Here is a 22,643-nt window from a genome sequence, read left to right as displayed (position 1 = left end):
GGGACCTCCTTGACGGGGCGCCGGGGGCGCAGGGCGGTCAGCGGGGCTCGAAGTGGAAGGAGCGGATGAAGCAGTCGCGGGGCTGCTCGACGGCGTAGACGATGCACTCGAAAAGGGCCTGCGTGGTGAGTTTCTCGTCGGGCGCCATTCCGTCCGGGTTCGCTCCGTCCCATTCCGCGAAGCGCGGGTCCGAGGTCGAGAAATCGGGCGGGAAGAGGGAGAAGACGCGGACCCCGGAGGGCCGCAGCCGGCGCGACAGGATGTCCGCGAAACCCGCCTGGGCGCTCTTCGCCGCCCAGAAGGCCTCGTGGGCGGCGCCGGCGGTCGCGGCGGAGGCGCCCTCGGCGTCGCGGACGGCGACCATGTTCACGATGTCGGGCCGCAGTGAGCCGCGCAGCAGCGGCAGGAAGTGCTTCACCATCAGGACCGTGCCGCCGGCCGTCGACTCGATCGTCTCCACGATCTCGGCGTCGCTCGCCGACTCCAGGTCCATGCCGTCGAGCCAGCGGGCACCGTTGTTCACCAACAGGTCGACCCGGTCGGTCCGTTCGCCGACCCGGGCCGCGAACTCCCGTATCTCGGCGGGCCTGCTCAGGTCGCATCCGAAGGCGTGGATGCGGTCACGGGCCGAGCCCACGACCTCGGTACGGGTCCGCTCGGCGGCCTCCACGGTCCGCGCCGACACGTAGACCTCGGCGCCGAGATGCGCGAATCCGACGGCGAGCGCGCGACCGAAATAGCGGGACGCGCCGGTCACGACGACACGCAGATTCTCGAATTTCATGTGTGTCCGCTCTCCCCATCTCGCCACGGATACCGATGGCCGGTCCATTTCAGCGTGGCAGAGGAACGGGGGCGCGGGCCCGGTGAGCGGGGTGCGCGTTCACGCCGTTGCGTGGATACGCCAGGGCAGTCGGAGGCCTTCCAGGACCTCGGCGCGCTTGTGGTGGACGCGGACGCGGTCGGATGCGGTGGAGACGGTGACCGTGCCGGTCGGGGTCCGTACGGGCCCCCGCACGGCGGGCACCACGGTCCCGTCGATCGCCCCCGCGGCGGCGAGGGCGGCGGCGCCGGTGAGGGCGAGCCGGGGGTGCCAGCCGCCGACGGTGAGCGCGCGGACGGCCAGGCCCTCGGGTCCGTCGGTGAAGGCGGCGATCTTGGGGAGGGCGGAGTCCGGGGGGTGGCCCAGGAGCCGGGCGGCGCGGGCGCGGAGCGCGAGGAGCCGGTCGTGGAGGTCCTGCTCCGGCAGGTGCCGTGCGTCGACGAACACGTACGGATTGCCGTACCGCACGAGCGAGACGGGCACGCCGTCGAGGACGTCGACGGGACGGCCGGTGGGGAGGGTGCCGGGCCCGGTGGGCGGCCGGAGGAAGCTGAGCGTGTACGTGCCCTCGTCCCCGTGCGGCTCGCAGAGGACGGTGTCCCCGGTGGTCACCGCCCGGACGGTGACGGGCCCCGGCCTCCCGTCGGCGACGACGCAGGCGAGCAGGGAGTGCCCGCAGCCGGCGCGGAAGTCGAACCGGCCGTCGGGGAGGGCCTGGACGAAGCGGTAGTGGAGGGCGTGTGGGTTTCGGGGGGCCTGGCCGTAGACGGCGATCTTGTTGATGCCGGCGTGGGGGGTGCCGGCGAGGCCGCGGAGCAGCTGCGCGAGCTCACCGCGCAGGGCGAGGGCGCCTGGGGGCAGTTGATCGGCCCTCAGGACGAGGGTGGGGCCGGGGGCGTCGTGGGCGCGGACGATTGTGGCCCCCGTTGTGGGCGGTCGTTCCGTCGGGGCGGTGCCCACCCCTTGCGCCCCGTCCCGTTGTGGGCATGCGTTCCGCCGGGGCGAAGGGGGTCCCCCCTGCTCGAGCGGAGCCGAGAGCTCGGGGGAGGGTGGGCACAACGGGACGGCGCCCTTGCCGGCGCCCGAGGCTCCCGCGCCCGAACCCGCACCACCTTGTGCGCCGCCGCTCGTGGTGCGGGTCCAGGCACGGAACTCGGAGGCGCCGCCAAGGACGCCGTCCCGTGTGCCCACCCGTCCCGCCCCGCGGGACGATTGCCCACACGGAGGCGCGGAAGCCGGAGGCGCGGAAGCCGGGGCGGGTTCCGGGGCGGGTTCCGGGGCGGGTTCGGGACGGAGAGGTCCCGGGGGGTCAGGCCGCACAGCCGGTGGGGATCCGCATGCCCTGGACGACCTCCGTCCAGAGTTCGTGGACCGCGAGGGACCAGAGCGTCAGGGCCGCCTGCGGAGTGGGGTGCTCCAGGTGCCGGGCCAGGAGCTTCGCCGCCCGGTCCGCGCGGATCCTCCCGCCGAGGACCAGCCGCGCCGGGGAGAGCATCTCCCGGACCAGGTCGAGGAGGGGGCCCCCGGGCGCCAGCATGGCCGCCACGGGCAGGGTGAAGGGCTGCTTCGGGCGGCGGAGCACCGAGGCCGGCAGGAGCTCCGCGCCCGCCTCGTACAGCGCCCGCTTGCCCGTCCGCGCGGCCGTCGGCAGGGAGCGCGCGTGGGTGACGACGGACGGCTGGCAGAACGGCAGCCGCGCTTCGACGGCCCAGGCCATGGAGAGGTGGTCGAGGCGCCGCAGGTGGTACGCGGGGAGCCGCCACCGGGTCTCGAAGGCGGTCATCGCGGTGATCCGGTCCGCGCCGACGGCCTCGGCGGAGCGGAGTTCCTGCGCGATGCGGTCGGCGGCGGAGCCCTGGTCGGCGATGTAGGCGCGGTAGTTGGACGTGTAGAGGTGTTCGCGCAGGAGGCGGGGCGCGGCCGAGAGGGCGTCGGTGTAGGCGTCGGCCCATTCGGGGCCGGCCGCGAGGGCGGCGCGCATCCGGTCGTACCCGCCGAAGAGTTCGTCGGCGCCGTCGCCGGCGAGGGCGACGGTGAAGCCGTTCTCGCGGACGGCGCGGAAGAGGGCGTAGGTGGAGAGGGTGATGGGGTCGGCGTTGGGCTGGCCGAGGTGGCGGACGGTCCGGGTGAGGAGGGAGCCGAGTTCGTCGGGGTCGACGGCGACCTCGTGGTGGACGGTCCGGGCGCGGCGGGCGACGGAGCGGGCGTACGCGGCTTCGGAGTCGGGCCAGCGGCCCCGGTAGGTGAGGTGGAAGGTGTGCAGCGGCGGCGCGTCGGTCTCGCGGGCGTGTTCGGCGGCGAGGGCGGTGACGAGTCCGGAGTCGAGTCCGCCGCTGGTGACGGCGCAGACGGGCACCTCGGCCCGGGCGAGCCGGCGCACCTCGTGGCGCAGGACGTCCTGGGTGTCGCCGACGGGGGCGGCGCGGTGCGGGCCGCGGCGGCGGACGACGGGGGCGGCGCCGGGGCGCACGAGGGCGGTGGCGCCGGGCGGCAGGACGTCGACGCCGTCGAGCGCGGTGTGCGCGGAGAAGGAGGTGCGGGTGGCGAGGACGGTGTCGAGGGCGTCGTCGCGGGGGGAGATCCGTACGCCTTCGAAGGCGAGGAGGGCGGGGATCTCGGAGGCGAAGCGGGTGGAGCCGTCGTGCGGGTCGTGGTGCAGGTGGAGCGGCTTCATGCCCATGTCGTCGACGGCGAGGACGAGTCGGGTGCTGCCGGGCCGCAGGTCGAGGAGCGCGACGGCGAACATGCCGTCGAGGTGTTCGGCGAAGGCGGGGCCGTACTCGGCGTAGAGCGCGGGCAGGACGGTGCCGTCGCAGCGGTCGGGGAAGCGGTGGCCGCGGGCGGCGAGGGTGCGGCGGAGCTCGGCGTGGTTGTAGATCTCGCCGTTGAGCACGGCGAGGACGCCGGGCAGGTGGGGCAGCCGGTAGGGCTGCTGTCCGCCGCGGGGGTCGGTGACGGCGAGGCGGTCGCAGCCGAGCGACCAGCCGGGCCCGCTGAGCACCTGGTGCTCGTCGGGGCCGCCGTGGCGCTGGCGGGCGGAGACCGCCGCGAGCTGGGCCGGCTCGGGGCGGTCCGCCCCGGCGGCGAAGGAGCCGAGAATCCTGCACATGCCGGTCGCCTCCGAATCGACTCATGAGCTCAACCAATGATTTGAATCTACCAACTTTTTGAATGGCGCGTAAGTGCCATGTCCTATTCACGCCACGGGTTGGCCTTGCGACACCCCCCGCGGCCCCAACAGGCTGGCCCCATGGAGGACTTCAACCGGACCACCCCCGAGTCCCTGCTCGTCGTAGCCGCGCACCCGGACGACATCGAGTTCTGCGTCAGCGGCACCGTCATGCAGTGGATCGAGCGCGGCACCCGCGTCACGTACTGCATCGTCACGGACGGCGGCGCGGGCGGTTACGACGAAGCGCTCCCCCGCCAGGCCATGGCGGACCTGCGCCGCGCCGAGCAGGTCCACTCGGCCAAGCTCAGCGGCGTCGCCGACGTCCGCTTCCTCGGCTACCCCGACAGCTTCGTGGAGCCGTCCGTGGAACTCCGCCGCGACCTGTGCCGGGTCATCCGCGAAGTACGGCCGCAGCGCGCCATCATCCCTTCCCCCGAGATCAACTGGGCCCGCGTCGCCGACCTCCACCCCGACCACCGGGCGGTCGGGGACGCCTGTCTGCGCGCCGTCTACCCCGAGGCCCGCAACCCCTTCGCCCACCCCGAGCTCCTCAAGGCGGAGGGCCTGGAGCCGTGGACCGTCCACGAGCTGTGGCTGATGACCGGCCCCACCCCGAACCAGTACGTCGACGTCACCTCCGTCTTCGACCGCAAGGTCGAGGCCCTGCGCATCCACACCTCGCAGACGGCCCACTTCGACGACCTGGCGGGCCTCCTGCGCGACTGGCTCGGCGAGCACGCGGCGGCCGGCGGCCTGCCCCCGGGCCGGATGGCCGAGGCCTTCCAGATCGTCCACATCGACTGAGCCTTGTCGCCCCCCGGGGCCCGTGAGACCGTGAGCACTCAACTCTCAACATTCAGGCGTGAGTTCACGCGGCGACAGTCCCGAGGCCGGACGCCGAGCACTGGAAGGGCGTGTCGGACCGGTTCGGACGGCCGTCCGCGGCCACCGGGATCATCGCCGACGGCATGAAGGAGTGCGGCGACATCGTCGCGGGCGGGAAGAACGCCGTCCTCGACCTCCTCGACGGCCTCCTCCTCACCTCCCGTGCCCTCGCCGGCCACCTGACCGGCCCGCTCGCCGACGCGGCCAAGGCCGCCGCCGAGGACCAGAAGCGCAGGGAGGACGACCCCAGGGACCGCTTCAGGTGGGGGAACCGAGCGACGCGGGAGCGTGAGGCGGGGGCGCCCCTCACCCCTGGGGGTGGACCGCCGCCGTCCAGTAGGCGCAGTCCGCCCCGCCGTGGACCGCCCGTCCGCCGCCGTCGCAGAAAGCTGTGGCCCCGCAGCTTCCGACGGACGGAGAGGTCCCGCATGCCCCTGCAATCCCCCTGGCGCCGGGCCCGGCGCGCCGGCGCGGCCGGCGTCGCGGCCCTGGCGCTCGTCCTGGGCCTGCCCGCCGCGGCGACGGCCGCGCCCGGCGACCTGGACCCCACCTTCGACGGCGACGGCAGGGTCGTCACGGACCTGGGCGGCTACGCGGGCGCCCAGGGCATGGCCGTACAGTCCGACGGCAGGATCGTCACGATCGGCTACGGCTACTCCGACGAGACCTCCGGCGACTTCACGCTGACGCGCCACAACCCCGACGGCAGTCTGGACCCCACCTTCGACGGCGACGGCGTCGTCACCACCGACTTCGGCAACAACGAGGAGGGCCTGGCGCTGGCCCTGCAGCCGGACGGGAAGACCGTGGCAGTCGGGGGGTCCACCGACATCGCCGGCAACGGCACCTGGGCGGCGGCCCGCTACAACGCCGACGGCAGCCTGGACACGAGCTTCGGCGACGGCGGCAGGGTGATCACGGACATCGACGTCGACACGATCGACGCCGCCTACGCGGTGGCGGTGCAGTCCGACGGCCGGATCGTCGCCGGCGGGTCGAGCTTCGGGAGGTGGACGCTGGTGCGCTGGAACTCCTCCGGTGCCCTGGACCCGGACTTCGACGGCGACGGCATCGTCACCGGCACCTTCGGCACCGCGTGCTGCGGGATCCAGGACCTGGCGCTGCAGCCCGACGGCAAGATCGTCGCCGCCGGAGGCGCGAACGGTCTCGCTCTGGCCCGCTACAACCCCGACGGCAGTCTGGACGCCACCTTCGACGGCGACGGCCGGGTGACCACCGGCACGGGATCCGCCGACGGCGTGGCACTGCAGTCCGACGGCAGGATCGTCACCGCCGGCAAGAGCGGGAACACCTTCCTGGTGCGGCGGTTCACCGCCGCCGGTGCTCCGGACACGAGCTTCGACGGCGACGGCGTCGTCACCACCGCCTTCGGCCCCGAGGACGGCGGCGCCTACGACGTGGCGCTGCAGTCCGACGGCCGGATCGTCGCCGTCGGCGACTACGCCGGCGACTTCGCGCTGACGCGGTACAACACCGGCGGCAGCCTCGACACGGGCTTCAGCGGCGACGGCAAGGTGACCACCGACTTCGGCGGCCCCGACGACCGGGCCACCCAGGTGGCGCTGCAGACCGACGGCAGGATCGTCACCGCCGGACTCGCCGGCACGGCCGTCAGCTTCGACGAGGACCGGGCCCTGGCCCGCCACCTGGGCGGTGGCGGCGTCGAGCCGCCGGCGAACGTGGACGTGGCGGTGACGAAGAACGGGCCCGCCACGGTCAGCATCGGCGACACCGCCACGTACACCGTCGGCGTGGCGAACAACAGCACCACGGCCGCGGCGACGAACGTCCAGCTGACCGACACCCTGACGGGGACGGCGACCATCCTGTCGGCGACCACCGACCGGGGCACGTGCACCGTCACCACCGGCCGGGTCACCTGCGCGATCGGCACGCTCAACGCCGCCGGCACCGCCGGCTCGACCGCCACGGTGACGATCGTCGCCGAACCCTCGCGGACCGGCACGCTCACCGACACCGCGACGGTCACCACGACACCGGCCGACACCGCGACGGGCAACAACACCGCGACCCGCACCACCACCGTGAACAACAACCGCGGCTGCACGATCATCGGGACCAGCGGCAACGACACCCTCAACGGCAGCTACAACAGCGACGTGATCTGCGCCCTCAGCGGCAACGACACGATCAACGCGAGCTTCGGGAACGACACCGTCCACGCCGGGCCGGGCAACGACCGGGCCGACGGCAGCTACGGCAACGACGCGCTCATCGCCGGGCCGGGCAGCGACACGCTCCTCGGCAACTACGGCAGCGACAGCCTCAACACCGTCGACGGCGTCGCCGGCAACGACACCGCGAACGGCGGCTACAACACCGACACCTGCACCACGGACCCGGGCGACATCCGCGTCAGCTGCCCGTGACCCCTCACGGAAAGGGGCCCGGAGTCGCGGAGACTCCGGGCCCCTTCCCGTCGTGCGGACGTCGTCGGCGGCGCCGCCGGGACAGCTGCTCCTGTCGCGCCGGAGCGCCCGGGACCAGGAGGCGCCGACGCCCTCGGCGACCGGCAGGCCGGTGTCGCCGTTCCGGTACGCGGGACGGGAACCTAGCGCCCCGACCGGGACCAGAAGCCCCCGCCGCCCCCGGGGCGGGGCTCCATGGACCAGGCCCCGTCCGCCTCGACGACGAGGAGACGCGGCCCCCGGGGGAGGTCGCCCTTCCCCCGGCCCCGGTCGCGCCGGCTGAACCGGTACTCCCAGTGGCCGCCCTTCCGGTGGGCCGCGACGCCGAAGTACCCCTTCTTGTCCTCGTCGCCCTCGAACCGGAACCTGACGCCGGTCTCGTCGCCGGTGTACGCCAGGACGTCCGGCCCGTACCCCTCCACCGGCCCGTCGAACGGACGCAGCGTCGACACCGGGCGGAGCCTGATCATCCACCGGCCGCGCGTGTCGACCCTCAGCCGCAACGGCGACTGACCGTCGTGGTGCAGGACGCCCACCCCGCGCAGATCCTCCATGCGGCTCCTCATGACCTGCCGCCACCTGCGCTTGCGGACGGTCAGCGTGACGATGTCCAGATAAGCGGCACCCTTCTTCACCACGTCGACGGCGATGAAGCCACGGGGGAGGACGAGGCCGGTCTCGACGTCCTCCTTGCCCTCGCCCTGGTACTCGAAGTACGGGAATTCCGGCCCGAATTCGGACGGCAGACCGTTGAGCCGCCCGAGGGGTCCGGCGACCGGCGCGCCGGAGTACGGGACGGGGGCACCGGACTTCTCGACGGCGAGGGGCGCGGGGGTGCCCTGTGGGGGTGCGGGCGCGGCGACGGGAGCGGATGCGGGCACGGCGACAGGGGCCTCCGTCACGGCCTCGACCTCGACCTCGTCCTCCTCCCCCGCCTCCTCCTCCGACGCCGAGAAGCCGAAGTCCGTCGCCAGGGCCGGCAGCCCCGAGTCGTACCCCTGCCCCACCGCCCGGAACTTCCACCCCCCGTTCCTGCGGTAGAACTCGCCCAGCAGGATCGCGGTCTCCGTCGTCGCGTCCTCCACCGCGTACAGCGCCAGCTGCGCGCCGGTGGTCGCGCTCACCGCCCGTACGTACAGGTCCTCGACCTCCCCGAACGTCCCGCCGTCGCAGGACGCCGCGACCACGACCCGCTCCACGGACGGCTCGACCCGGCCCGGGTCCACCTCCAGCCAGTCCGCGACGACCCCGCCCTCGCCCTGGGCCTCACCCAGGAGCCGTATGCCGCTCCCGGCGTGCTCGGGCTGGTTGTAGAAGACCAGGTCTCCCCGGTCCCTGACCCTGCCGTCCGCGTCGACCAGCAGCGCGGCCGCGTCGACCTTCGGCGCCTCCGGCCCACCGGACCGGCGGACGACGGCGACCCGCATCGGCTCGCCGCTGAGCGGAAGGTTTCCCCCCTTGATGATCTGCGTCATGCCCGCATCCTGGCAGCCCGGGTTTCCGGACGACCAGCCGTCGCCGCCGAGTCGGTGCCGTGACCGGGCGGAATCACCGGGGCGCTGCGGACTAGCCTGGAACGCATGGAGGAGTTCAACGGGGTGGAAGCCGTCGCGTTCCCGGACGCGGCGGCCTTCGAGAACTGGCTGGCCGAGCATCACACCCGCCGCGAGGGCGTGTGGGTCAAGGTCGCGAAGAAGGCGTCGGGGATCGCGTCGGTCACGGATGACGAACTGGTCGACGTGGGGCTGTGCTGGGGCTGGATCTCCGGGCAGCGCCGGGGCCTTGACGACCGGTACTACCTGCAGAAGTACGGACCGCGGCGGCCGAGGAGCCTGTGGTCGCGGGTGAACGTCGAGAAGGTCGCGGCGCTCGCGGCGGCGGGCCGGATGCGAGAGCCCGGCCTCGCCGAGGTCCGACGGGCCCAGGAGGACGGCCGCTGGGACCGCGCGTACGCGTCGCAGGCGGCGGCCGTCGTCCCGGACGACCTCGCGGCGGCGCTCGCCGCGGACCCGGCGGCGCGTGCGGCGTTCGACGCGCTCGACCGGACCGCCCGCTACCTCGTGATGCTCCCGCTGCTCCAGGCCGCGACGCCGGAGACCCGGCGGACGCGACTCGACCGGGCGGTACGGAGCCTGACGGAAGGGCGCCCGGCGGGCGAAGGGTGATCGTCCCGGTCCCTACGACCAGCGCCCGGCGCCCAGTTCGCACCAGACCGTCTTCCCGTACGGCCCCTGGTCCACGCCCCACCGGACCGCCACCGCGTCCAGCAGCGCGAGCCCCCGCCCCGACTCGGCGTCCTCCGCCGCGTCCCGCAGCACCGGCCACACCCGGGGGTCGGGGTCGGTCACCGCGACCCGCGTCCGCCCGCCCCGCGCGGCGACGACCCGCACGGTCACCGGAGTCCCCTCCCCCACGTGCCGGATGACGTTCGTCAGCAGCTCGCTCACACAGAGCCGCACGTCGTCCCCCTCCACCATCCGCCGCACCTCCGCCACCTCCTTGGGCAGCGCGAGCAGCTCCACCCGGAGCGGCAGCCCGGGGAGGGTCACCCGCCGGCCGCCTTCCGCAGGACGTCGGTCAGTCGGCGCGCGGTCGCCACGTTGCAGCCACCGAGCGCGACGAGCGGCGGCCGGATATTGGACCCCGCGAGCGTCACCACGTCCACCCCCAGGGAGGGCAGCGTGATGCCGTGAGCTGCGAGAGCGGTACGGAGCGCCTCGACGTCGGGCCTGATGTCGTCGTCCATGGAGGGCGTCCACCTTTCGTTGCGTGCCGTGACGAACCCCTCACACGCTGCCGCCCCGCGCCCTACCGTGGGAAGCGTTTCCCGCTCCACGGAGCAAGGTGCGAAAGGCGGTCGACGGTGGCTGCGCGCAAGGACATCGACGGCTCGGCGAGCGTCCCGCAGTTCTACGGGAAGGAGCTCCGCTTCAAGAGGGAGGAGGCGGGGCTGACGCTGGAGGGGTTGGTGGAGGGCAGTTTCTACGGGGTGACGTATCTGAGCGAGATCGAGCGGGGCAAGCGGACGATGCCGCTGGACCTGGCTCAGCACGTCGACCGTGTGCTGGGGACGGACGGTTTCTTCCAGCGCGGCTGCGAGGACGTCCGCAAGGCGAGGCGGAAGGGGCACGCGCCTTACTTCGAGCGCGTGCTGGAGGCGGAGAAGCGCGCGCTGACGATCCAGCAGTGGTCGCCCACGGTGATTCCTGGCCTGCTGCAGACGGGCCCGTACATGCGGGCGCTGTTCCAGGCTGAATGGGCCCAAGACCTTCCGGAGGAGATCGAGGAGAAGATCACCGGTCGCCTCGCACGCGCCCAGCTCTTCGAGGAGAACCACAAGCAACCCGAGTACTGGGCCATCCTCCACGAGTCCGTCATCCGGCTGCCCGTTTTATCCGGAGAGCGGATGGCCCAGCAGCTGGATCACATCGCGGGCCTCATCAAGCGCGGTCGGATCTTTACGCAGATCCTCCCGTGGAACGCCGGCGCCCATGCACTGATGCTGGGCAACGCCATGGCACTTGCCTTCGTCGATGCGCCACCACTCGTCTACATGGAAGGCCAGCACCATGGGCACACCATCGATGATCCGGGCCTCGTGAAGCAGTATCAGAGGTCGTACGATCTCCTCAGGGCCGCCGCTTTGCCGCTGGAGGCGTCCCTCGCACTGATCGAGGATGCGGCAGAGGGCTACCGAAATGGCAAGCAACCGGATCGACTTGCGCGCCTCTACCTGGCGTAAGAGCAGCTACAGCAATACGTCCGGCGGCGACTGCGTCGAAGTGGCCGACAACCTCCCCGGCCTCGTCCCCGTCCGTGACTCCAAGCGCCCCGACGGCCCCGTCCTCGTCGTCCCCGTCGCCGCGTGGGCGCCGTTCGTCGAGGCCGTCAAGGCGGGTTGAGGCCTACCCCCGGCGGGCCGCGCGGACCTGGTCGTTGATCGCCCAGGCGTCGGCGACCGGGCCCAGGTGGGCGAGCTTGTCGGGGTTGATGACCGAGCGGATGGTCTGGACGCGGCCGTCGACGATGTCGAGGGACAGCGTGTGCAGGACCTTGCCGTCCCGGTCGCGGACGATGGCGCCGGGCTGGCCGTTGACCTCGTGCGGCTCCAGCGTGAGCTCCACCCGGAGCATCACGGGGAAGAGCGCGGCCAGCAGCTTGGCCACGCTGTCCGCGCCGACGAGGACGCGGGCGAGCTGCGGGGCCTTGCCGCCGCCGTCGCCGGCCATCTGGACGTCGGCGGCGAGGACGCTCCGCAGGCCGTCGACGTCGCCGCCCTTGAGCGCGTCGAAGAAGCGGGCGGCGAGTTCCTGCCGTTCGGCGCGGTCGGCCTCGAAACGGGGCCGGCCGTCCCGCATGTGCCGCCGGGCGCGTACCAGCAGCTGGCGGCAGGCCGCCTCCGTACGGCCGACGGCGGAGGCGACCTCGTCGAAGTCGAAGCCGAAGACCTCGCGCAGGACGAACACGGAGCGTTCGAGGGGGCTGAGGCGTTCGAGGAGGAGCAGCGCGGCCATGGACACGGAGTCGGCGAGCTCGGCCGCGCGTTCGGGGTCCTCGTAGGGATCGTCCAGGAGCGGCTCGGGGAACCACGGGCCGACGTACTCCTCGCGGCGGACGCGCGCGGAGCGGAGTACGTCGATGGCGACGCGGGTGACCGTGGCGGACAGGAACGCCTTGGGTGACGCGGGCGTGGTCGAGGAGGCGTCGTACCGCAGCCAGGTCTCCTGGACGGCGTCCTCGGCCTCGCTGACGCTGCCGAGTATCCGGTAGGCGATCGAGAACAGCAGCGGTCGCAGTTCCTCGAACTCCTCGACCTTGCCCATGTCACTCCCCGTTCAGTGGAATTGGCCGGCCTCGTAGCCGCCGGCCGGCTGCTTGCTGATGATGTTCATGCGGGTGGCGGCGTTCATGAAGGAAACCAGGAGGACGAGGGCGGTGAGCTGTTCTTCGTCGAAGTGCCGGGCGGCCTGCTCCCAGACCTCGTCGCTGACGCCCTCGCCGGCGTCGGCGACGCGGGTGCCCTGCTCGGCGAGGGCGAGGGCGGCGCGCTCGGCCTCGGTGTAGACGGTGGCCTCGCGCCAGCCGGCGACGAGGCCGAGGCGGACGGGGCTCTCGCCGGCCGCGATGGCCTCCTTGGTGTGCATGTCGAGGCAGACGCCGCAGCCGTTGATCTGGCTGACGCGCAGGGAGACGAGCTCCTGCACGGCGGCCGGGAGGGTGGAGTCCTTGAGGATCCGGCCGGCGGCCATGAGGTGCTTGAGGGCCTTGCCGGCGGTGGGGCTGGCGAAGAAGTCGAGTCGCGCGTCCATCGTCGTGTCTCCTCGGTGCGAGTCGGTGTGTCGGTGGGCTTACGTCCCCGAGACGAGACGGCGCGGCGCCCTGTGACACGGCCTCGGTGTGATCCAGGTCTCGGTCGCGGGGTGTCACGGGCCGGGGCGCGGTCTCGTCTCGGGGGCGAGCACGCCTCGACTCGACCAAGGAGCCGCACCATGGACCTCGCCCTGTGGATCGTCGCCGGACTGATGGCCTTCGTATGCCTCGTCGGCAGCGCCAAGATGTTCCTGCCGAGGGAGCGGATGGCGGCACTGGGCGCGTCGGCACAGTGGGTGCTGGAGTTCAGCCCGGGTGCGCTGAGGGCGATCGGCGCCGTGGAGCTGCTCGCGGCGGTGGGCCTGGTCCTGCCCGCCGTGCTCGGCATCGCGCCGGTGCTCGTGCCGGTGACCGCGACGGGGCTCGTGCTGCTGTTCGTGGGGGCGCTGGCGACGAGGCTGCGGCGCGGCGAGCGGGCGACGATCGCCGGGGACGCGATCTATCTGGGCCTGTGCCTGTTCCTGGCGTGGGGGCGGTTCGGTCCCGCGGCGTTCACCGCGTGAGCGCCTACGATCGGGCCATGGCCGCCTCTTCGCGTCTTTCGCTCTGGTCCCGGGACTCGTTCCTGTCCATCGGTTCGGTCGGTTCGACCCTGTCGATCGGTTCGGTCGGGTCGTTCCTCTCGGTCGGGTCGGTCGGCTCCGCCGCCTCGGCGCTCTCCGTCGGGTCCTGGGCGAGCGTCGGCTCCCTGTTGTCGGCGCGGTCGTGCTGGTCGGTGCTCTCGTACCGCTCCGGGCGGGGCGTCATGGCGGCGGGCGCGGTGCTCGCGGTCGCGGGGGCCGTCGCCCTGACGGCCGGACGGGAACGCTGAGACCGGTACCGCTGGGGCCGGTACGGGGGCGCTACCGCTCCGAGTCCGTGCGCGGTCCGAAGAGCGTCCGATGGGACTCGGCGATCGGGACGTCGTTGATGCTTGCCTCGCGCCGGGACATCAGGCCGTCGGGGGTGAACTCCCAGAGTTCGTTGCCGTGGCTGCGGTACCACTGGCCGGTCTCGTCGTGCCATTCGTACTGGAAGCGGACGGCGATGCGGTCGTCGGTGAACGCCCACAGCTGCTTGCGGAGCGCGTACCCGTTCTCCTTCGCCCACTTGCGGGCCAGGAAGGCCCTGATCTCGTCACGACCCTCGAGGAACTCCTCGCGGTTGCGCCAGACGGAGTCGGGTGTGTAGGCGAGGGCGACCCGGTCGGGGTCGCGGGTGTTCCAGGCGTCCTCGGCGGCCCGCACCTTGGCGGCGGCGGTCTCGGCGGTGAACGGGGGGGGCGGGGGGCGCTGCTCGGTCATGGAAGGTCCTTCCTGGCTCGTGGTGTTCAGGTGGTCCGGAGGGTCTCGGGGACGCCCGGGCGGAGCCATCGCAGCCGCCCCGCGAGGTCCGGGGCCGCGAAGGCCTCCGTGATGCGGTCCGGGTCCTCGGCGAGGTGGTCCCAGGAGTCGAAGTGGAGGGGGATCACCGTCCGGGCGCCGAGGGTCCGGGCGAGGGCGGCGCCCTCTCCGGCGCTCATCGAGAAGGCGCGGTCGCCGGTGGACGGGAAGTGCGCGTCGCCCAGGTGGAGGAAGGCCGTGTCGATGCGGAACCGGGCGCCGATCTCCGTCAGGGCGTCGTGCCGGACGGTGTCGCCGGAGACGTAGAGCGTGCCGCCCTCGTGGGCGACGACGAAGCCGGTGACGGGGCCCGTGACGTGTTCGGTGCCCTCCGGGCCGTGCCGGGCGGGGGTGGCCGTGACCGTGACGGTCGTCGCCCCGGCGGTGACCGTCCGGCTCTCCCAGGGGGCGAGGCCCTCCGCCCGGCCGCCGAGGCGTTCGGCGGCCTCCGGGGTGGTGAGGACCGCCCCCGCGCGGCCGAGGACCTCGCGGCCGGTCGGGTCGAGGTTGTCGGCGTGCTGGTCGTGCGAGAGCAGGACCAGGTCGACGGGCGGGAGTTCGGCGGCGGTCAGGGCGGGGCCGGCGGTGCGGTGGAGCGGGCGGGCGCCCGGGTAGTCGGCGGGGGCCGCGTCGAGGGCGGGGTCGGTGAGGACGGTGAGGTCGCCGATGCGGAGGAGGACGGTCGCCGTGCCGAGGTAGGTGGCGGTGACGGTCCCGAGGCGGGCGCTCACGCGGCGGGCTTCGAGGCGTCGGCCTTCGTCGCGTCGGCCTTCGTCGCGGTGGCCTTCGAGGCGTCGATCTTGGCCTGGAGGGAGGTCAGGAGGCCCCGGAGGAGCTCGATGGTGACCTCGTCCGTGAGGTTGCCGTCGGCGTCGAAGCGCTCGTGGGAGCGGAAGACGTGGACCTCGGGCTTCACGACGACGTCGCTGTCGGTCCAGACGAAGACCTGACGGAGGGCCAGCTGGGCCCGGACGGTGCCGAAGCTGGTGGGCGCGGCGCCGAGGATCGCGACGGGCTTGCGGTGCAGCGGGAGCCCCTCGGTCCCGGTCCAGTCGGTGGACAGCCAGTCGAGCGCGTTCTTGAGGACGCCGGGGACGGAGTAGTTGAACTCCGGGGTGGCGATGAGGAGCCCGTCCGCCTCCGTGACCCGGCGGCGGAGCTCGCCGACGACGGCCGGGCGCAGCTCGGGGGTGTCGAGGTCCAGGTCGTACGGCGGGATCTCGCGGAGGTCCTCGTAGATCTGGATCTCCTGGCCGCCGGGGTTGAACTTCTGGGCGGCGCGCAGGAGTCGCGTGTTGTGCGAGGTGGAGCGGAGCGATCCGGAGATGGCGAGGATCGTGGACGCGGTCATGGGAGGTCCCCCGTCGATCGGATGAGCCGGCGGGTGCCGGACTCGACGGCCACAAAGCTAAACCGATCGGTTCAGTCTGTCAACGAAACAGTTCAGTCTTGACAGTGAACTGAATGGTGTAGTTCATTCGAAGGCATGACCGCACTCACCGCAGGGCGAACCGTCGCCCGCACGGCCCGCCCCTTCCACACCCACGAGGGCGCCGGATTCCCGGTCCGCCGCCCCTTCCCCACCGAGGAACTTCCCTTCGTGGACCCCTTCCTGATGGTCGACCAGGTGGGACCGGTCGACCTGGCGCCCGGCGAGGCGAAGGGCGCTCCCCCGCACCCGCACCGGGGCTTCGAGACGATCCAGTACGTCCTCGACGGCGACATCGCGAACGCCGACTCGCGCGGCCACCGCGCCGTCGTCCGCGCGGGCGGCGTCCAGTGGCTCACCGCAGGCTCCGGGATCGTCCACGAGGCCCTGCCCACCCCGGAGTTCCTCGCCTCGGGCGGCCGGCAGCACATGCTCCAGATCTGGCTGAACCTCCCCGCCCGCCTCAAGGGCGTCCCGCCGGAGAGCCAGAACGTCGAGGCCGCCGGCCTGCCGGTGGCGGTGACCCCGGAGGGCGCCGAGGTCACGGTCCTCGCCGGGACCAGCCACGGCGTGACCGGCCCCTTCGAGACCCGTACGCCGGTACTGGTCGCCCACGGGCGGCTCGCAGCGGGCACGGGCGCCGAGTTCACGGCCCCGGCCGGGCACAACGCGATGGTGTACGTGATGCGGGGCGAGGCGACGGTGGCCGGCACGCACCTCCCCGACGGCCACCTCGCGGTCCTCGCGAGGGACGGCGAGCGCTTCACGGTCGAGGCCCCGGGCGCGGCCGCCGAGGTGCTGGTCCTGACGGGCGAACCGATCGGCGAACCGGTCGCCCGGAGCGGCCCCTTCGTGATGAACACCCCCGCGGAACTCCGCCAGGCGGAGCGGGACTTCAGGCAGGGCCTGATGGGGCGGATGCCGTCGTGACGACACTGCGGACACCGGCGTCTCCGGGGACGCCGACAACACCGGCCCCGACGCCTCGGGTCCCGGTGACCCCAGTGACCCCGGTCACTCCCGTGGCCCCGCCTCCGGCCCTGGCGACCCCGACGGCTCGGGTCCCGGTGGCCCCGATGACCCCTGTGACCCCGGCGGCCCCGCCTCCGCCTCCGCCTCCGGCCCTGGAGGCCCTGGATCCGGGGGCCTTGATGGCCCCGGGGACGCCGGCGACGCCGACACCGGCGGCTCGGGTCCCGGTGACTCCGGTGGCCCCGATGACGCCGGTGACCCCGGTGGCCCCGCCCCTGGTGGCCTTGGCCCCGCCCCCGGCGGCCATGGATCCGGGGGCCCCGCCCGCCCCCGCCGTCCGGCGGGTCGCCGCCAGGACCGGCCTGCTGCTCGGCGCCCTCGCCGCGCCCGCCGCGATGGGGGTGTCCGGGCCGAGCCTCGCGCTCCCCGAGGCCGCCCGCGCGCTGGCCGTCGCCCCCGGCGCCGCGGCCTGGCTGATGACGGCGTTCGGGCTCGGCATGGCGGTCGGCACCCCGCTCCTCTCGGCCACCGCGGGGCGGCGGCGCGGTCCCGCCGGGGTCATCAGGGCCGCCGCCGTCCTCGTGGCCCTCGGCGCGCTCCTCGTCCTCCTCGCGCCGGACCTGTCCCTGGCGGTCGCCGGGCGGGCCGTGGAGGCGGCCGGTGCGGCGGGCCTGAGCGTCGCCGCGTTCCAGCTCGCCGGCCGGGACCGCTCGGGCCGGATCCCGGGCCTGGTCGCGATCGGCAACGCGGCGGGCGGCACCGCCGGCCTGTTCGTGGGAGCCGCGGCGGCCGGGGCGCTCGGCTGGCGCGCGGCCCTGGTCCTCCCGCTCCTCGGCCTGCTCTCCCTGCGCCCGGTGCTCCGCCTGGCGGACGCGGAGACGAGGCGGGCCGACGACGGCGCCTCCCGCGGTACGCCTGGACTCCCCCGCACGCCCGGACTCCCCCGCGCGCCCAGGCTCCCCCGCACCCTCGGCCTCCCCCTCGACGTCCTCCGCGACCGCCGCTTCCTCGGCGCCGCCGCGCTGATGCTGACGCTCTCGACCGTCAACTTCGCCCTGCTGTACGCCGCTCCGCGCCGCGTCGCCGCGCTCACCGGCTGGAGCCCGGTGGAGACCGGGGCCGTCGCGTCCGTCGCCGCGCTCGCCGGGGCGCTGCTGTCGTGGCGGCTGGTGCGCGCTGCCCCGTCGCTGGACCCCGCCCGGCTGAGGGCGGTCCTGACGCTCGGTTCGGGCGCGGCGCTCGTGCTCGCCGTGACCGGGCCCTGGGCAGCGGCCGTCCTGCTCGGCTCGGGGACGAGCGCGCTCGTCACGGCCGGCGGGCAGGGGCTGCTTTCGGGCGCCGCGGCCGAGGGGCTGCCGGCGGCCCGGCGCGGTGTCGCGATCGGCCTGTTCAACCTGGCCTTCCTGACCGGCGTCGCGGCAGGTCCCGCACTCGCGGCCTTTGCAGACCAAACCGTTCAGTTCATATAGTGGGGCCTCCAGCCGCCACGACCACCGAAGGACCGCCCATGGGAGCCGGAGCCGACGCACAGCACGCCGACGCGATCGACGAGTACGGCATCCCGATCATCCCGGACCCGGCGGACGCGGCCTCGCGCAAGCGCCAGGCGATCATCGACGCGGCGCTCGCGGAGTTCCTCGCGGAGGGGTACTCGGCGGCGTCCATGGACGCGATCACCCGCGGTTCCGGCGTGTCGAAGGCGACGATCTACAAGCACTTCGGCAGCAAGGAACGCCTGTTCCTGGCCGTCATCGGCGGCGTCCTGCCGAAGACGTACGCCGATCTGGAGCCCTCGAACTCCGCGCTCGCCGACGCCCCCGACCTGCGGACCGCCCTCGTCCGGCTCACCACCGACTGGGCCCGGATCCTGCTGCGGCCCGACATCATGAAGCTGCGCCGCCTCGTCATCGGCGAGATCGACCGCTTCCCGCAGCTCGGCCAGCTCTGGTACCGGGTCACGTACGACATGAACAACGGCCCGTTGATCGAGGCCGTCACCGAACTGGACGCACGCGGCACCCTCGACGTCCCCGACCCGGCACTCGCCGTGCAGCAGCTGGTCGCGGCGACGGTGGGCGTGCCGCAGCTCGTCCGCACCTTCTCCCCCGACGCCGAGCTGGACGACGCGGAGCTGACGCGGATGATCGCCTCGGGAGTGGACCTCTTCCTGGCCCGGTACGCCCGCGTCTGAGGCGGCGTTCCCGGGGTTGCGCGTTTGGGCCGCGCACCCACGGAGATGCATACTCGCGGCGTCGATCAGCGCGGACGACCGCGCCCGGGCCCTGCGGTGGCTCCAGGAGAACGCCGAGGACTTCCTCGGCTTCGACTTCCTGTTCACGGCCATCGCGAAGGTGCGCCCCGGCATCGACATGGTCCGGCTGCTGCCGGACGCCTGACGGCCGCCCCGGAGGGCGGCCGTTCGGGTCACCCCTGCGCGACGAGCCGCACCGCGAGGACGACGATCAACGTGCTCGACGCGAGTGCCGTGCCCAGCCGTCCCCGGGCGCCCGTCAGGGTGCGGCCGAGGAGCGTGCCGCCCAGGGCGAGGAGGAGCTGCCAGCTGGCCGAGGCGATGAAGGCGGCGAGGACGAAGGCGGTGCGGTCGATGGGGGTGTCGGGGGCGGAGGGCCCGGTGGCGAGGACGAGGGCGGCGAAGTAGACCACCGTCATGGGGTTGAGGATCGTGATCCCCAGGAAGGTGAGGTACGCGCGGGCGGGAGTGAGCGCGCCCCCGTCGTCGCGTGAGGCGAGACCGCCCGTACGGTACGCGGCGAGCGCCGCCCACCCGGCCCGGACGGCGAGCACCGTGAGCACGAGCGCGGACGCCCAGCGCAGCGGGACCGTCACGGGGGTCAGCAGGGGAACGAGCGCGGAGCCTCCGGCCACGGCGAGCAGGGCGTAGGCCCCGTCGGCGGTGGCGACGCCGAGGGCCGCGCCGGCGCCCGTGCGCCAGCCGGTGCGGGCCGTGACGGCCACGAGGTAGGCGCCGACCGCGCCGACCGGGATCGCGATGCCGTAGCCGGCGAGCAGGCCGGCCACCACCGCGGCCGTCACGCGACGGCGGGGATCGCGCCTCCGGGGGAGCCGGGCCGCTGCTGTCGGCGGTAGTCCGCGCCGTCCTTCGTACGGGAGAGGAAGCCGCCGGTCACGAGGTGGCGGCGCAGCGCAGGAAAGTCCTCGTGCACGGTGCGCAGGGCGTCGTTGACCTCGGCCTCGCGGTAGGTCCGGTCCGTCTCGAAGAGGGTCGCGACGAGGTGCGCGAGCAGCGCCTCGCGGCGGGCGGGCTTGCGCGGGATCGCCTTGAGGCGCCCGTCGGCGGAGAACAGGTCCGCGACGGGGCGGGAGGGATGACTGGTCATGCCCGAGAGCGTGGCGCCCCGGGCCCCGCCGGGCAAAGGGTTTTCCCCGCGCTCACTCGGAGCCGGGCCGCACGAGCACGTCCGCGGCCCGCTGCACGCCGGGAACGGTCCGAGGGGCCCCGGTCCACTGCACGCCGGGAACGGTCCGAGGGACCCCGGTCCACTGCACGCCGGGAACGGTCCGAGGGGCCCCGGCCCGCTCGGAGATCGGCCGATGGATCTCCTCGTACCTCTCCTCGGTCCGACCGGGAATCCGGACGGTGACGATGACGCCTCGGCCCGTGCCCGTGCTCCTGTACGTCCGGAAGGGAATCCCGACCGGCCGACCAGCGGGCCCCGCCGCCCGCACGGCGGCGGGACCCTGACGAGCGAGGCGAGGAAGCGAGTCACACGGCGATGAGTCGGACTCGGGTGCCGCAGAGCTTGGTCATGTCGTCGACGTCCGAGGTCAGCATGGCCACAGGACGCTGCTGGCGCAGGGCGATCTCCGCCACGGCCGCGTCGATGGCGTACTTGTGGCCGTGCAGGCCCGCATCCACCAGCAGGGACGAAGCCGCTCTCGCCTCCTCGTCGCCCACCGGGACGACTCGCAAGCCGGACAACACCCAGTTCAGGCGGGCCCTGTTCGTGCGCGCGTGGACGGCCCCGATGACGGTGAGGGCGCAGATCACGACCTCCATGCCACGGGAACGGGCTTCCATGACCAGCGCGACCACGGTTTCGTCGTCGTCGAGCAGCTTGGAGAGCCCCTCGCCGTCGAGGACGAGCGTGCCTTCGTGACTCAGCTTGCGGCGGGCCACCGGCCTTCTTCCGCGAACACGTCGTCGAAGGCCTTCCCGGCCCCTTGCTTCGCCTGCTCGGAGACCGGCCCGTTCCGGCGCTCGTAGTCCGCCAGGTACTCGTCCAGCACCTGGCCCCGCAGCTCCCGCTCGACAGCCGCGGCGACGAACGCGGAGAACTCACGCTTGCCCACCCGGGCGCGGATCGCCTCCGCCGTCCCTTCGGGCAGGGAAAGACTGACGCGCGTCGCCGGTCCTTCACCGATGTTGTACGCCATCTCGGACATGACCCCAGTGTGTCAAAAGAGTAGGAAAACCGGAACGCGGTATCACTCGTACGGAGGTTGTTGACGCAGCGTGTCGGAATGGACACGGCGCGTGCGGTACGTTCACGCAAAACGGCCCCCGTCGATGGCGCCAACCATCGGCGAGGGCCTGAACCACTAGTGGAATCGGAGTCCACTGTGATCTATCGGCACTTTAACGCGCCCGCGCGCGCCTTCAGCCAGTTCTCGCACGACATCATCCGGCACCCCCGCCTCAGCTCCGACGCCGTTCGCCTCCTGACCTGGCAGCTCTCCCTCCCCCGGGGCGCCCGCGAGTCACTCTCCCGCACCGCCGAGCGTGCCCGGATCGGGGCATGCGCCTTCGGGCGCGCCAAGCGGGAGCTCAAGGAGGAGGGCTTCCTGCACGAGCGGCGCGTGCAGGGCGCCGGAGGACGGTGGATGACCCAACAGGTCCTCTCCAGCTGCCCGCTGACGGCCGGTGAGGCCGCCAAGCTCCTGGCCTGCACGCCCGTCGCGTCTCCGCAGGTGGCACCGGGTCCCCGGAAACCGGCCGTCGGTCGGCCGACATCCCCGCCGACCGGCGGTCATCCGAAGAAAGACCCCCAGGAGGACACCTCCGACCTTCCGCCGCAGGCGGACGCCGTCGAGGAGTCACCCCGCCTGGAGGAGGCCCGCGCCCTCGTCGGCGCCCTGCCCGTCCTCTCCCCCGCCCTGCGGCACGTCCCGCCCGGCATGCGCGACGAACTCACCCGCCTCGCCGCCCGCTGGCTCGACACCGGCCACACCCCCGCCGAGGTCCACGAACGCATCCGGCGCGGCCTGCCCGGCGACGGGACGCCCGTCCACCGCCCCGGCGGGCTCGTCCGGTACCTCCTGCGTGACGTACCGCCCCGGCCCCTGCCGACCCCGCGCACATCCGGGGAGACGGTCTCCGCGCGGCTGCGCGGAACCCGCGAGTGCACCGGTGACCACACTCAAGCAACGCTGTTCCGACCCGTCGCGGACGAAACCCTCTGTTCCGCGTGCGCGACATCGGCCGGCGAGCGGCGCGCCACCTTTGAACCGCCTGCCGCGTTCCCTACTGTGCCGACGTCTTGATCAAGTTGATCATGCATCGGTTGAGGGAAGGCCCAGAAGGCATGCGTATACCCAAGAAGTTCCCCGGTCGGACCGCTGTGGCGCTCGCCGCCGCCGTCGGGTTCACCACGACGCTGGTCCAGGCGACCCCGGCGTCCGCCGCGACCCTGCCGTTCATCATGAAGAACCAGGCGAGCGGCATGTGTCTGGACGTCCCCGGCGGCACGGGCAACTGGGGCACCCAGCTCATCCAGTGGCCCTGCAACGGAGGCGCCAACCAGAAGTTCTACTTCGACGAGGTCAACGGCACGCCCGTGCTGAGAAGCGCCGCCAACAACCTGTGCATCGAGGTTCCGGGCTACCGCACCGACAACGGCGCCCCCGTCACCCAGTGGGGGTGCAACGGCGGCACCAACCAGCGCTGGTACATGACGTCGGCCACCGGCGCGATGCTCGACGAGTACCGCAACTACAACAGCAAGCTGTGCATGGAGGTGGCGGACTGGAGCGGCTCCGCGGGCGCACCGATCCGTCAGTGGGAATGCCACCACGGCGCCAACCAGCAGTTCCGCGACTACTGACAGGCAGGTGCCCGGGACCTTCGTCGTCCCGGGCACCTGTACGCGTCGCCGGCCACCCGGGTGGGTGGCCGGCGACGGGCCTTTCAGTGCGCTGCTCC

General features: G+C 73.2%; 28 protein-coding genes. 13 read left to right on the top strand and 15 right to left on the bottom strand.

Annotated elements, in window-relative coordinates:
- Nucleotides 1–37: 37 nt before the first annotated feature.
- From K7G60_RS13255 to asnB, 3 genes are all read right to left on the bottom strand, one after another.
- A complete protein-coding gene (locus K7G60_RS13255) occupies nucleotides 38–784 on the bottom strand; it encodes an SDR family oxidoreductase (protein ID WP_225801072.1) in 747 nt (248 codons plus the stop codon).
- Between the two features lie 99 nt (nucleotides 785–883).
- Nucleotides 884–1,783, bottom strand: a complete 900-nt coding sequence (locus K7G60_RS13250; RefSeq protein WP_225801071.1) for a 2-methylaconitate cis-trans isomerase PrpF family protein — start codon at nucleotides 1,781–1,783, stop codon at nucleotides 884–886.
- A gap of 349 nt (nucleotides 1,784–2,132) precedes the next feature.
- Nucleotides 2,133–3,932 (bottom strand): asparagine synthase (glutamine-hydrolyzing), encoded by a 1,800-nt coding sequence (gene asnB, locus K7G60_RS13245; protein ID WP_225801070.1) that lies wholly within the window; start codon nucleotides 3,930–3,932, stop codon nucleotides 2,133–2,135.
- 141 nt (nucleotides 3,933–4,073) lie between these two features.
- Here asnB and K7G60_RS13240 point away from each other — a divergent pair, with 141 nt between their 5' ends.
- Nucleotides 4,074–4,799, top strand: coding sequence for a PIG-L deacetylase family protein (locus K7G60_RS13240; RefSeq protein ID WP_225801069.1), 726 nt, complete (start codon nucleotides 4,074–4,076; stop codon nucleotides 4,797–4,799).
- A gap of 110 nt (nucleotides 4,800–4,909) precedes the next feature.
- Nucleotides 4,910–7,291: a DUF11 domain-containing protein gene (locus tag K7G60_RS13235; RefSeq protein WP_225801068.1), complete on the top strand. Its 2,382-nt coding sequence runs from the start codon at nucleotides 4,910–4,912 to the stop codon at nucleotides 7,289–7,291.
- 182 nt (nucleotides 7,292–7,473) lie between these two features.
- Here the strand turns inward: K7G60_RS13235 and K7G60_RS13230 are convergent, their stop codons facing one another.
- Nucleotides 7,474–8,805, bottom strand: coding sequence for a TerD family protein (locus tag K7G60_RS13230; RefSeq protein ID WP_225801067.1), 1,332 nt, complete (start codon nucleotides 8,803–8,805; stop codon nucleotides 7,474–7,476).
- 105 nt (nucleotides 8,806–8,910) lie between these two features.
- On the opposite strand from K7G60_RS13230, the gene K7G60_RS13225 reads away from it, so the two are divergent.
- Nucleotides 8,911–9,495, top strand: coding sequence for a YdeI family protein (locus tag K7G60_RS13225; protein ID WP_225801066.1), 585 nt, complete (start codon nucleotides 8,911–8,913; stop codon nucleotides 9,493–9,495).
- Between the two features lie 12 nt (nucleotides 9,496–9,507).
- On the opposite strand, the gene K7G60_RS13220 is transcribed toward K7G60_RS13225, so the two are convergent.
- On the bottom strand, nucleotides 9,508–9,879 hold the full coding sequence (locus K7G60_RS13220; protein WP_308080959.1) for an ATP-binding protein: 372 nt from the start codon (nucleotides 9,877–9,879) through the stop codon (nucleotides 9,508–9,510).
- Nucleotides 9,876–10,076: a hypothetical protein gene (locus tag K7G60_RS13215; RefSeq protein ID WP_225801065.1), complete on the bottom strand. Its 201-nt coding sequence runs from the start codon at nucleotides 10,074–10,076 to the stop codon at nucleotides 9,876–9,878. Before K7G60_RS13215 ends, K7G60_RS13220 begins: the two co-directional genes overlap by 4 nt.
- Before the next feature lie 117 nt (nucleotides 10,077–10,193).
- On the opposite strand from K7G60_RS13215, the gene K7G60_RS13210 reads away from it, so the two are divergent.
- Both K7G60_RS13210 and K7G60_RS13205 read left to right on the top strand, forming a co-directional pair.
- Complete coding sequence (locus K7G60_RS13210) at nucleotides 10,194–11,072, top strand: helix-turn-helix transcriptional regulator (protein ID WP_225801064.1); 879 nt, start codon at nucleotides 10,194–10,196, stop codon at nucleotides 11,070–11,072.
- Nucleotides 11,029–11,232, top strand: coding sequence for a DUF397 domain-containing protein (locus tag K7G60_RS13205; RefSeq protein WP_225801063.1), 204 nt, complete (start codon nucleotides 11,029–11,031; stop codon nucleotides 11,230–11,232). Before K7G60_RS13210 ends, K7G60_RS13205 begins: the two co-directional genes overlap by 44 nt.
- Before the next feature lie 3 nt (nucleotides 11,233–11,235).
- Here K7G60_RS13205 and K7G60_RS13200 read toward each other — a convergent pair whose 3' ends face one another.
- Both K7G60_RS13200 and K7G60_RS13195 read right to left on the bottom strand, forming a co-directional pair.
- Nucleotides 11,236–12,153: an RNA polymerase sigma-70 factor gene (locus K7G60_RS13200; RefSeq protein ID WP_225801062.1), complete on the bottom strand. Its 918-nt coding sequence runs from the start codon at nucleotides 12,151–12,153 to the stop codon at nucleotides 11,236–11,238.
- Between the two features lie 12 nt (nucleotides 12,154–12,165).
- Entirely contained in the window at nucleotides 12,166–12,639 is a 474-nt protein-coding gene (locus tag K7G60_RS13195) for a carboxymuconolactone decarboxylase family protein (RefSeq protein WP_225801061.1), read from the bottom strand.
- Nucleotides 12,640–12,819: 180 nt separating this feature from the next.
- Here K7G60_RS13195 and K7G60_RS13190 point away from each other — a divergent pair, with 180 nt between their 5' ends.
- Both K7G60_RS13190 and K7G60_RS13185 read left to right on the top strand, forming a co-directional pair.
- Nucleotides 12,820–13,203: a DoxX family protein gene (locus tag K7G60_RS13190; RefSeq protein WP_225801060.1), complete on the top strand. Its 384-nt coding sequence runs from the start codon at nucleotides 12,820–12,822 to the stop codon at nucleotides 13,201–13,203.
- 17 nt (nucleotides 13,204–13,220) lie between these two features.
- Entirely contained in the window at nucleotides 13,221–13,511 is a 291-nt protein-coding gene (locus K7G60_RS13185) for a hypothetical protein (RefSeq protein WP_225801059.1), read from the top strand.
- 31 nt (nucleotides 13,512–13,542) lie between these two features.
- Here the strand turns inward: K7G60_RS13185 and K7G60_RS13180 are convergent, their stop codons facing one another.
- The 3 genes from K7G60_RS13180 to K7G60_RS13170 are packed head-to-tail and all read right to left on the bottom strand — an operon-like array spanning nucleotide 13,543 to nucleotide 15,412.
- A complete protein-coding gene (locus K7G60_RS13180) occupies nucleotides 13,543–13,983 on the bottom strand; it encodes a nuclear transport factor 2 family protein (protein ID WP_225801058.1) in 441 nt (146 codons plus the stop codon).
- A 26-nt stretch (nucleotides 13,984–14,009) separates the two neighbouring features.
- The gene (locus K7G60_RS13175) at nucleotides 14,010–14,792 is read right to left on the bottom strand and encodes an MBL fold metallo-hydrolase (RefSeq protein WP_225801057.1); all 783 of its coding nucleotides are present in this window, start codon (nucleotides 14,790–14,792) and stop codon (nucleotides 14,010–14,012) included.
- The gene (locus K7G60_RS13170; RefSeq protein ID WP_225801056.1) at nucleotides 14,789–15,412 is read right to left on the bottom strand and encodes an NADPH-dependent FMN reductase; all 624 of its coding nucleotides are present in this window, start codon (nucleotides 15,410–15,412) and stop codon (nucleotides 14,789–14,791) included. Before K7G60_RS13170 ends, K7G60_RS13175 begins: the two co-directional genes overlap by 4 nt.
- 135 nt (nucleotides 15,413–15,547) lie before the next feature.
- Between K7G60_RS13170 and K7G60_RS13165 the strand changes: the two genes are divergently transcribed.
- From K7G60_RS13165 to K7G60_RS13145, 4 genes are all read left to right on the top strand, one after another.
- Nucleotides 15,548–16,420 carry a pirin family protein gene (locus K7G60_RS13165; RefSeq protein WP_225801055.1) on the top strand — a complete coding sequence of 291 codons (873 nt, stop codon included), beginning with the start codon at nucleotides 15,548–15,550 and terminating at the stop codon, nucleotides 16,418–16,420.
- Between the two features lie 287 nt (nucleotides 16,421–16,707).
- Nucleotides 16,708–17,931 carry an MFS transporter gene (locus K7G60_RS13155; RefSeq protein WP_263985846.1) on the top strand — a complete coding sequence of 408 codons (1,224 nt, stop codon included), beginning with the start codon at nucleotides 16,708–16,710 and terminating at the stop codon, nucleotides 17,929–17,931.
- 38 nt (nucleotides 17,932–17,969) lie between these two features.
- Complete coding sequence (locus K7G60_RS13150; protein WP_225801054.1) at nucleotides 17,970–18,653, top strand: TetR/AcrR family transcriptional regulator; 684 nt, start codon at nucleotides 17,970–17,972, stop codon at nucleotides 18,651–18,653.
- A 16-nt stretch (nucleotides 18,654–18,669) separates the two neighbouring features.
- Nucleotides 18,670–18,858 (top strand): hypothetical protein, encoded by a 189-nt coding sequence (locus K7G60_RS13145; protein ID WP_225801053.1) that lies wholly within the window; start codon nucleotides 18,670–18,672, stop codon nucleotides 18,856–18,858.
- 28 nt (nucleotides 18,859–18,886) lie between these two features.
- Here K7G60_RS13145 and K7G60_RS13140 read toward each other — a convergent pair whose 3' ends face one another.
- The 4 genes from K7G60_RS13140 to K7G60_RS13125 form a co-directional block, all read right to left on the bottom strand.
- Nucleotides 18,887–19,516: a LysE family transporter gene (locus K7G60_RS13140; protein ID WP_225801052.1), complete on the bottom strand. Its 630-nt coding sequence runs from the start codon at nucleotides 19,514–19,516 to the stop codon at nucleotides 18,887–18,889.
- Nucleotides 19,513–19,821, bottom strand: a complete 309-nt coding sequence (locus K7G60_RS13135; protein ID WP_225801051.1) for a DUF2087 domain-containing protein — start codon at nucleotides 19,819–19,821, stop codon at nucleotides 19,513–19,515. The genes K7G60_RS13140 and K7G60_RS13135 overlap by 4 nt, the downstream gene beginning before the upstream one ends.
- Before the next feature lie 386 nt (nucleotides 19,822–20,207).
- Nucleotides 20,208–20,621, bottom strand: coding sequence for a DNA-binding protein (locus tag K7G60_RS13130; protein WP_225801050.1), 414 nt, complete (start codon nucleotides 20,619–20,621; stop codon nucleotides 20,208–20,210).
- A complete protein-coding gene (locus K7G60_RS13125; protein WP_225801049.1) occupies nucleotides 20,603–20,887 on the bottom strand; it encodes a hypothetical protein in 285 nt (94 codons plus the stop codon). Before K7G60_RS13125 ends, K7G60_RS13130 begins: the two co-directional genes overlap by 19 nt.
- Nucleotides 20,888–21,064: 177 nt before the next feature.
- Between K7G60_RS13125 and K7G60_RS13120 the strand changes: the two genes are divergently transcribed.
- Together K7G60_RS13120 and K7G60_RS13115 are read left to right on the top strand one after the other, a co-directional pair.
- Nucleotides 21,065–21,985 carry a hypothetical protein gene (locus tag K7G60_RS13120; protein WP_225801048.1) on the top strand — a complete coding sequence of 307 codons (921 nt, stop codon included), beginning with the start codon at nucleotides 21,065–21,067 and terminating at the stop codon, nucleotides 21,983–21,985.
- Nucleotides 21,986–22,026: 41 nt separating this feature from the next.
- On the top strand, nucleotides 22,027–22,545 hold the full coding sequence (locus tag K7G60_RS13115; RefSeq protein ID WP_225801047.1) for an RICIN domain-containing protein: 519 nt from the start codon (nucleotides 22,027–22,029) through the stop codon (nucleotides 22,543–22,545).
- The last annotated feature ends 98 nt before the right edge of the window (nucleotides 22,546–22,643 follow it).

This window comes from Streptomyces sp. NK15101 (assembly GCF_020400725.1).
Classification (GTDB): domain Bacteria; phylum Actinomycetota; class Actinomycetes; order Streptomycetales; family Streptomycetaceae; genus Streptomyces.
The sequence above is the reverse complement of the archived record's forward strand: the minus strand, read 5'-3'. Positions and strand labels throughout refer to the sequence as shown.

Excerpts from the sequence above, each read along its gene's own strand:
- K7G60_RS13255 (WP_225801072.1), bottom strand. The coding sequence starts at position 784 with ATGAAATTCGAGAATCTGCGTGTCGTCGTGACCGGCGCGTCCCGCTAT.
- asnB (WP_225801070.1), bottom strand. The coding sequence starts at position 3,932 with ATGTGCAGGATTCTCGGCTCCTTCGCCGCCGGGGCGGACCGCCCCGAG.
- K7G60_RS13240 (WP_225801069.1), top strand. The coding sequence starts at position 4,074 with ATGGAGGACTTCAACCGGACCACCCCCGAGTCCCTGCTCGTCGTAGCC.
- K7G60_RS13230 (WP_225801067.1), bottom strand. The coding sequence starts at position 8,805 with ATGACGCAGATCATCAAGGGGGGAAACCTTCCGCTCAGCGGCGAGCCG.
- K7G60_RS13225 (WP_225801066.1), top strand. The coding sequence starts at position 8,911 with ATGGAGGAGTTCAACGGGGTGGAAGCCGTCGCGTTCCCGGACGCGGCG.
- K7G60_RS13215 (WP_225801065.1), bottom strand. The coding sequence starts at position 10,076 with ATGGACGACGACATCAGGCCCGACGTCGAGGCGCTCCGTACCGCTCTC.
- K7G60_RS13205 (WP_225801063.1), top strand. The coding sequence starts at position 11,029 with ATGGCAAGCAACCGGATCGACTTGCGCGCCTCTACCTGGCGTAAGAGC.
- K7G60_RS13200 (WP_225801062.1), bottom strand. The coding sequence starts at position 12,153 with ATGGGCAAGGTCGAGGAGTTCGAGGAACTGCGACCGCTGCTGTTCTCG.
- K7G60_RS13195 (WP_225801061.1), bottom strand. The coding sequence starts at position 12,639 with ATGGACGCGCGACTCGACTTCTTCGCCAGCCCCACCGCCGGCAAGGCC.
- K7G60_RS13190 (WP_225801060.1), top strand. The coding sequence starts at position 12,820 with ATGGACCTCGCCCTGTGGATCGTCGCCGGACTGATGGCCTTCGTATGC.
- K7G60_RS13185 (WP_225801059.1), top strand. The coding sequence starts at position 13,221 with ATGGCCGCCTCTTCGCGTCTTTCGCTCTGGTCCCGGGACTCGTTCCTG.
- K7G60_RS13180 (WP_225801058.1), bottom strand. The coding sequence starts at position 13,983 with ATGACCGAGCAGCGCCCCCCGCCCCCCCCGTTCACCGCCGAGACCGCC.
- K7G60_RS13170 (WP_225801056.1), bottom strand. The coding sequence starts at position 15,412 with ATGACCGCGTCCACGATCCTCGCCATCTCCGGATCGCTCCGCTCCACC.
- K7G60_RS13165 (WP_225801055.1), top strand. The coding sequence starts at position 15,548 with ATGACCGCACTCACCGCAGGGCGAACCGTCGCCCGCACGGCCCGCCCC.
- K7G60_RS13155 (WP_263985846.1), top strand. The coding sequence starts at position 16,708 with ATGACGCCGGTGACCCCGGTGGCCCCGCCCCTGGTGGCCTTGGCCCCG.
- K7G60_RS13150 (WP_225801054.1), top strand. The coding sequence starts at position 17,970 with ATGGGAGCCGGAGCCGACGCACAGCACGCCGACGCGATCGACGAGTAC.
- K7G60_RS13135 (WP_225801051.1), bottom strand. The coding sequence starts at position 19,821 with ATGACCAGTCATCCCTCCCGCCCCGTCGCGGACCTGTTCTCCGCCGAC.
- K7G60_RS13125 (WP_225801049.1), bottom strand. The coding sequence starts at position 20,887 with ATGTCCGAGATGGCGTACAACATCGGTGAAGGACCGGCGACGCGCGTC.
- K7G60_RS13115 (WP_225801047.1), top strand. The coding sequence starts at position 22,027 with ATGCGTATACCCAAGAAGTTCCCCGGTCGGACCGCTGTGGCGCTCGCC.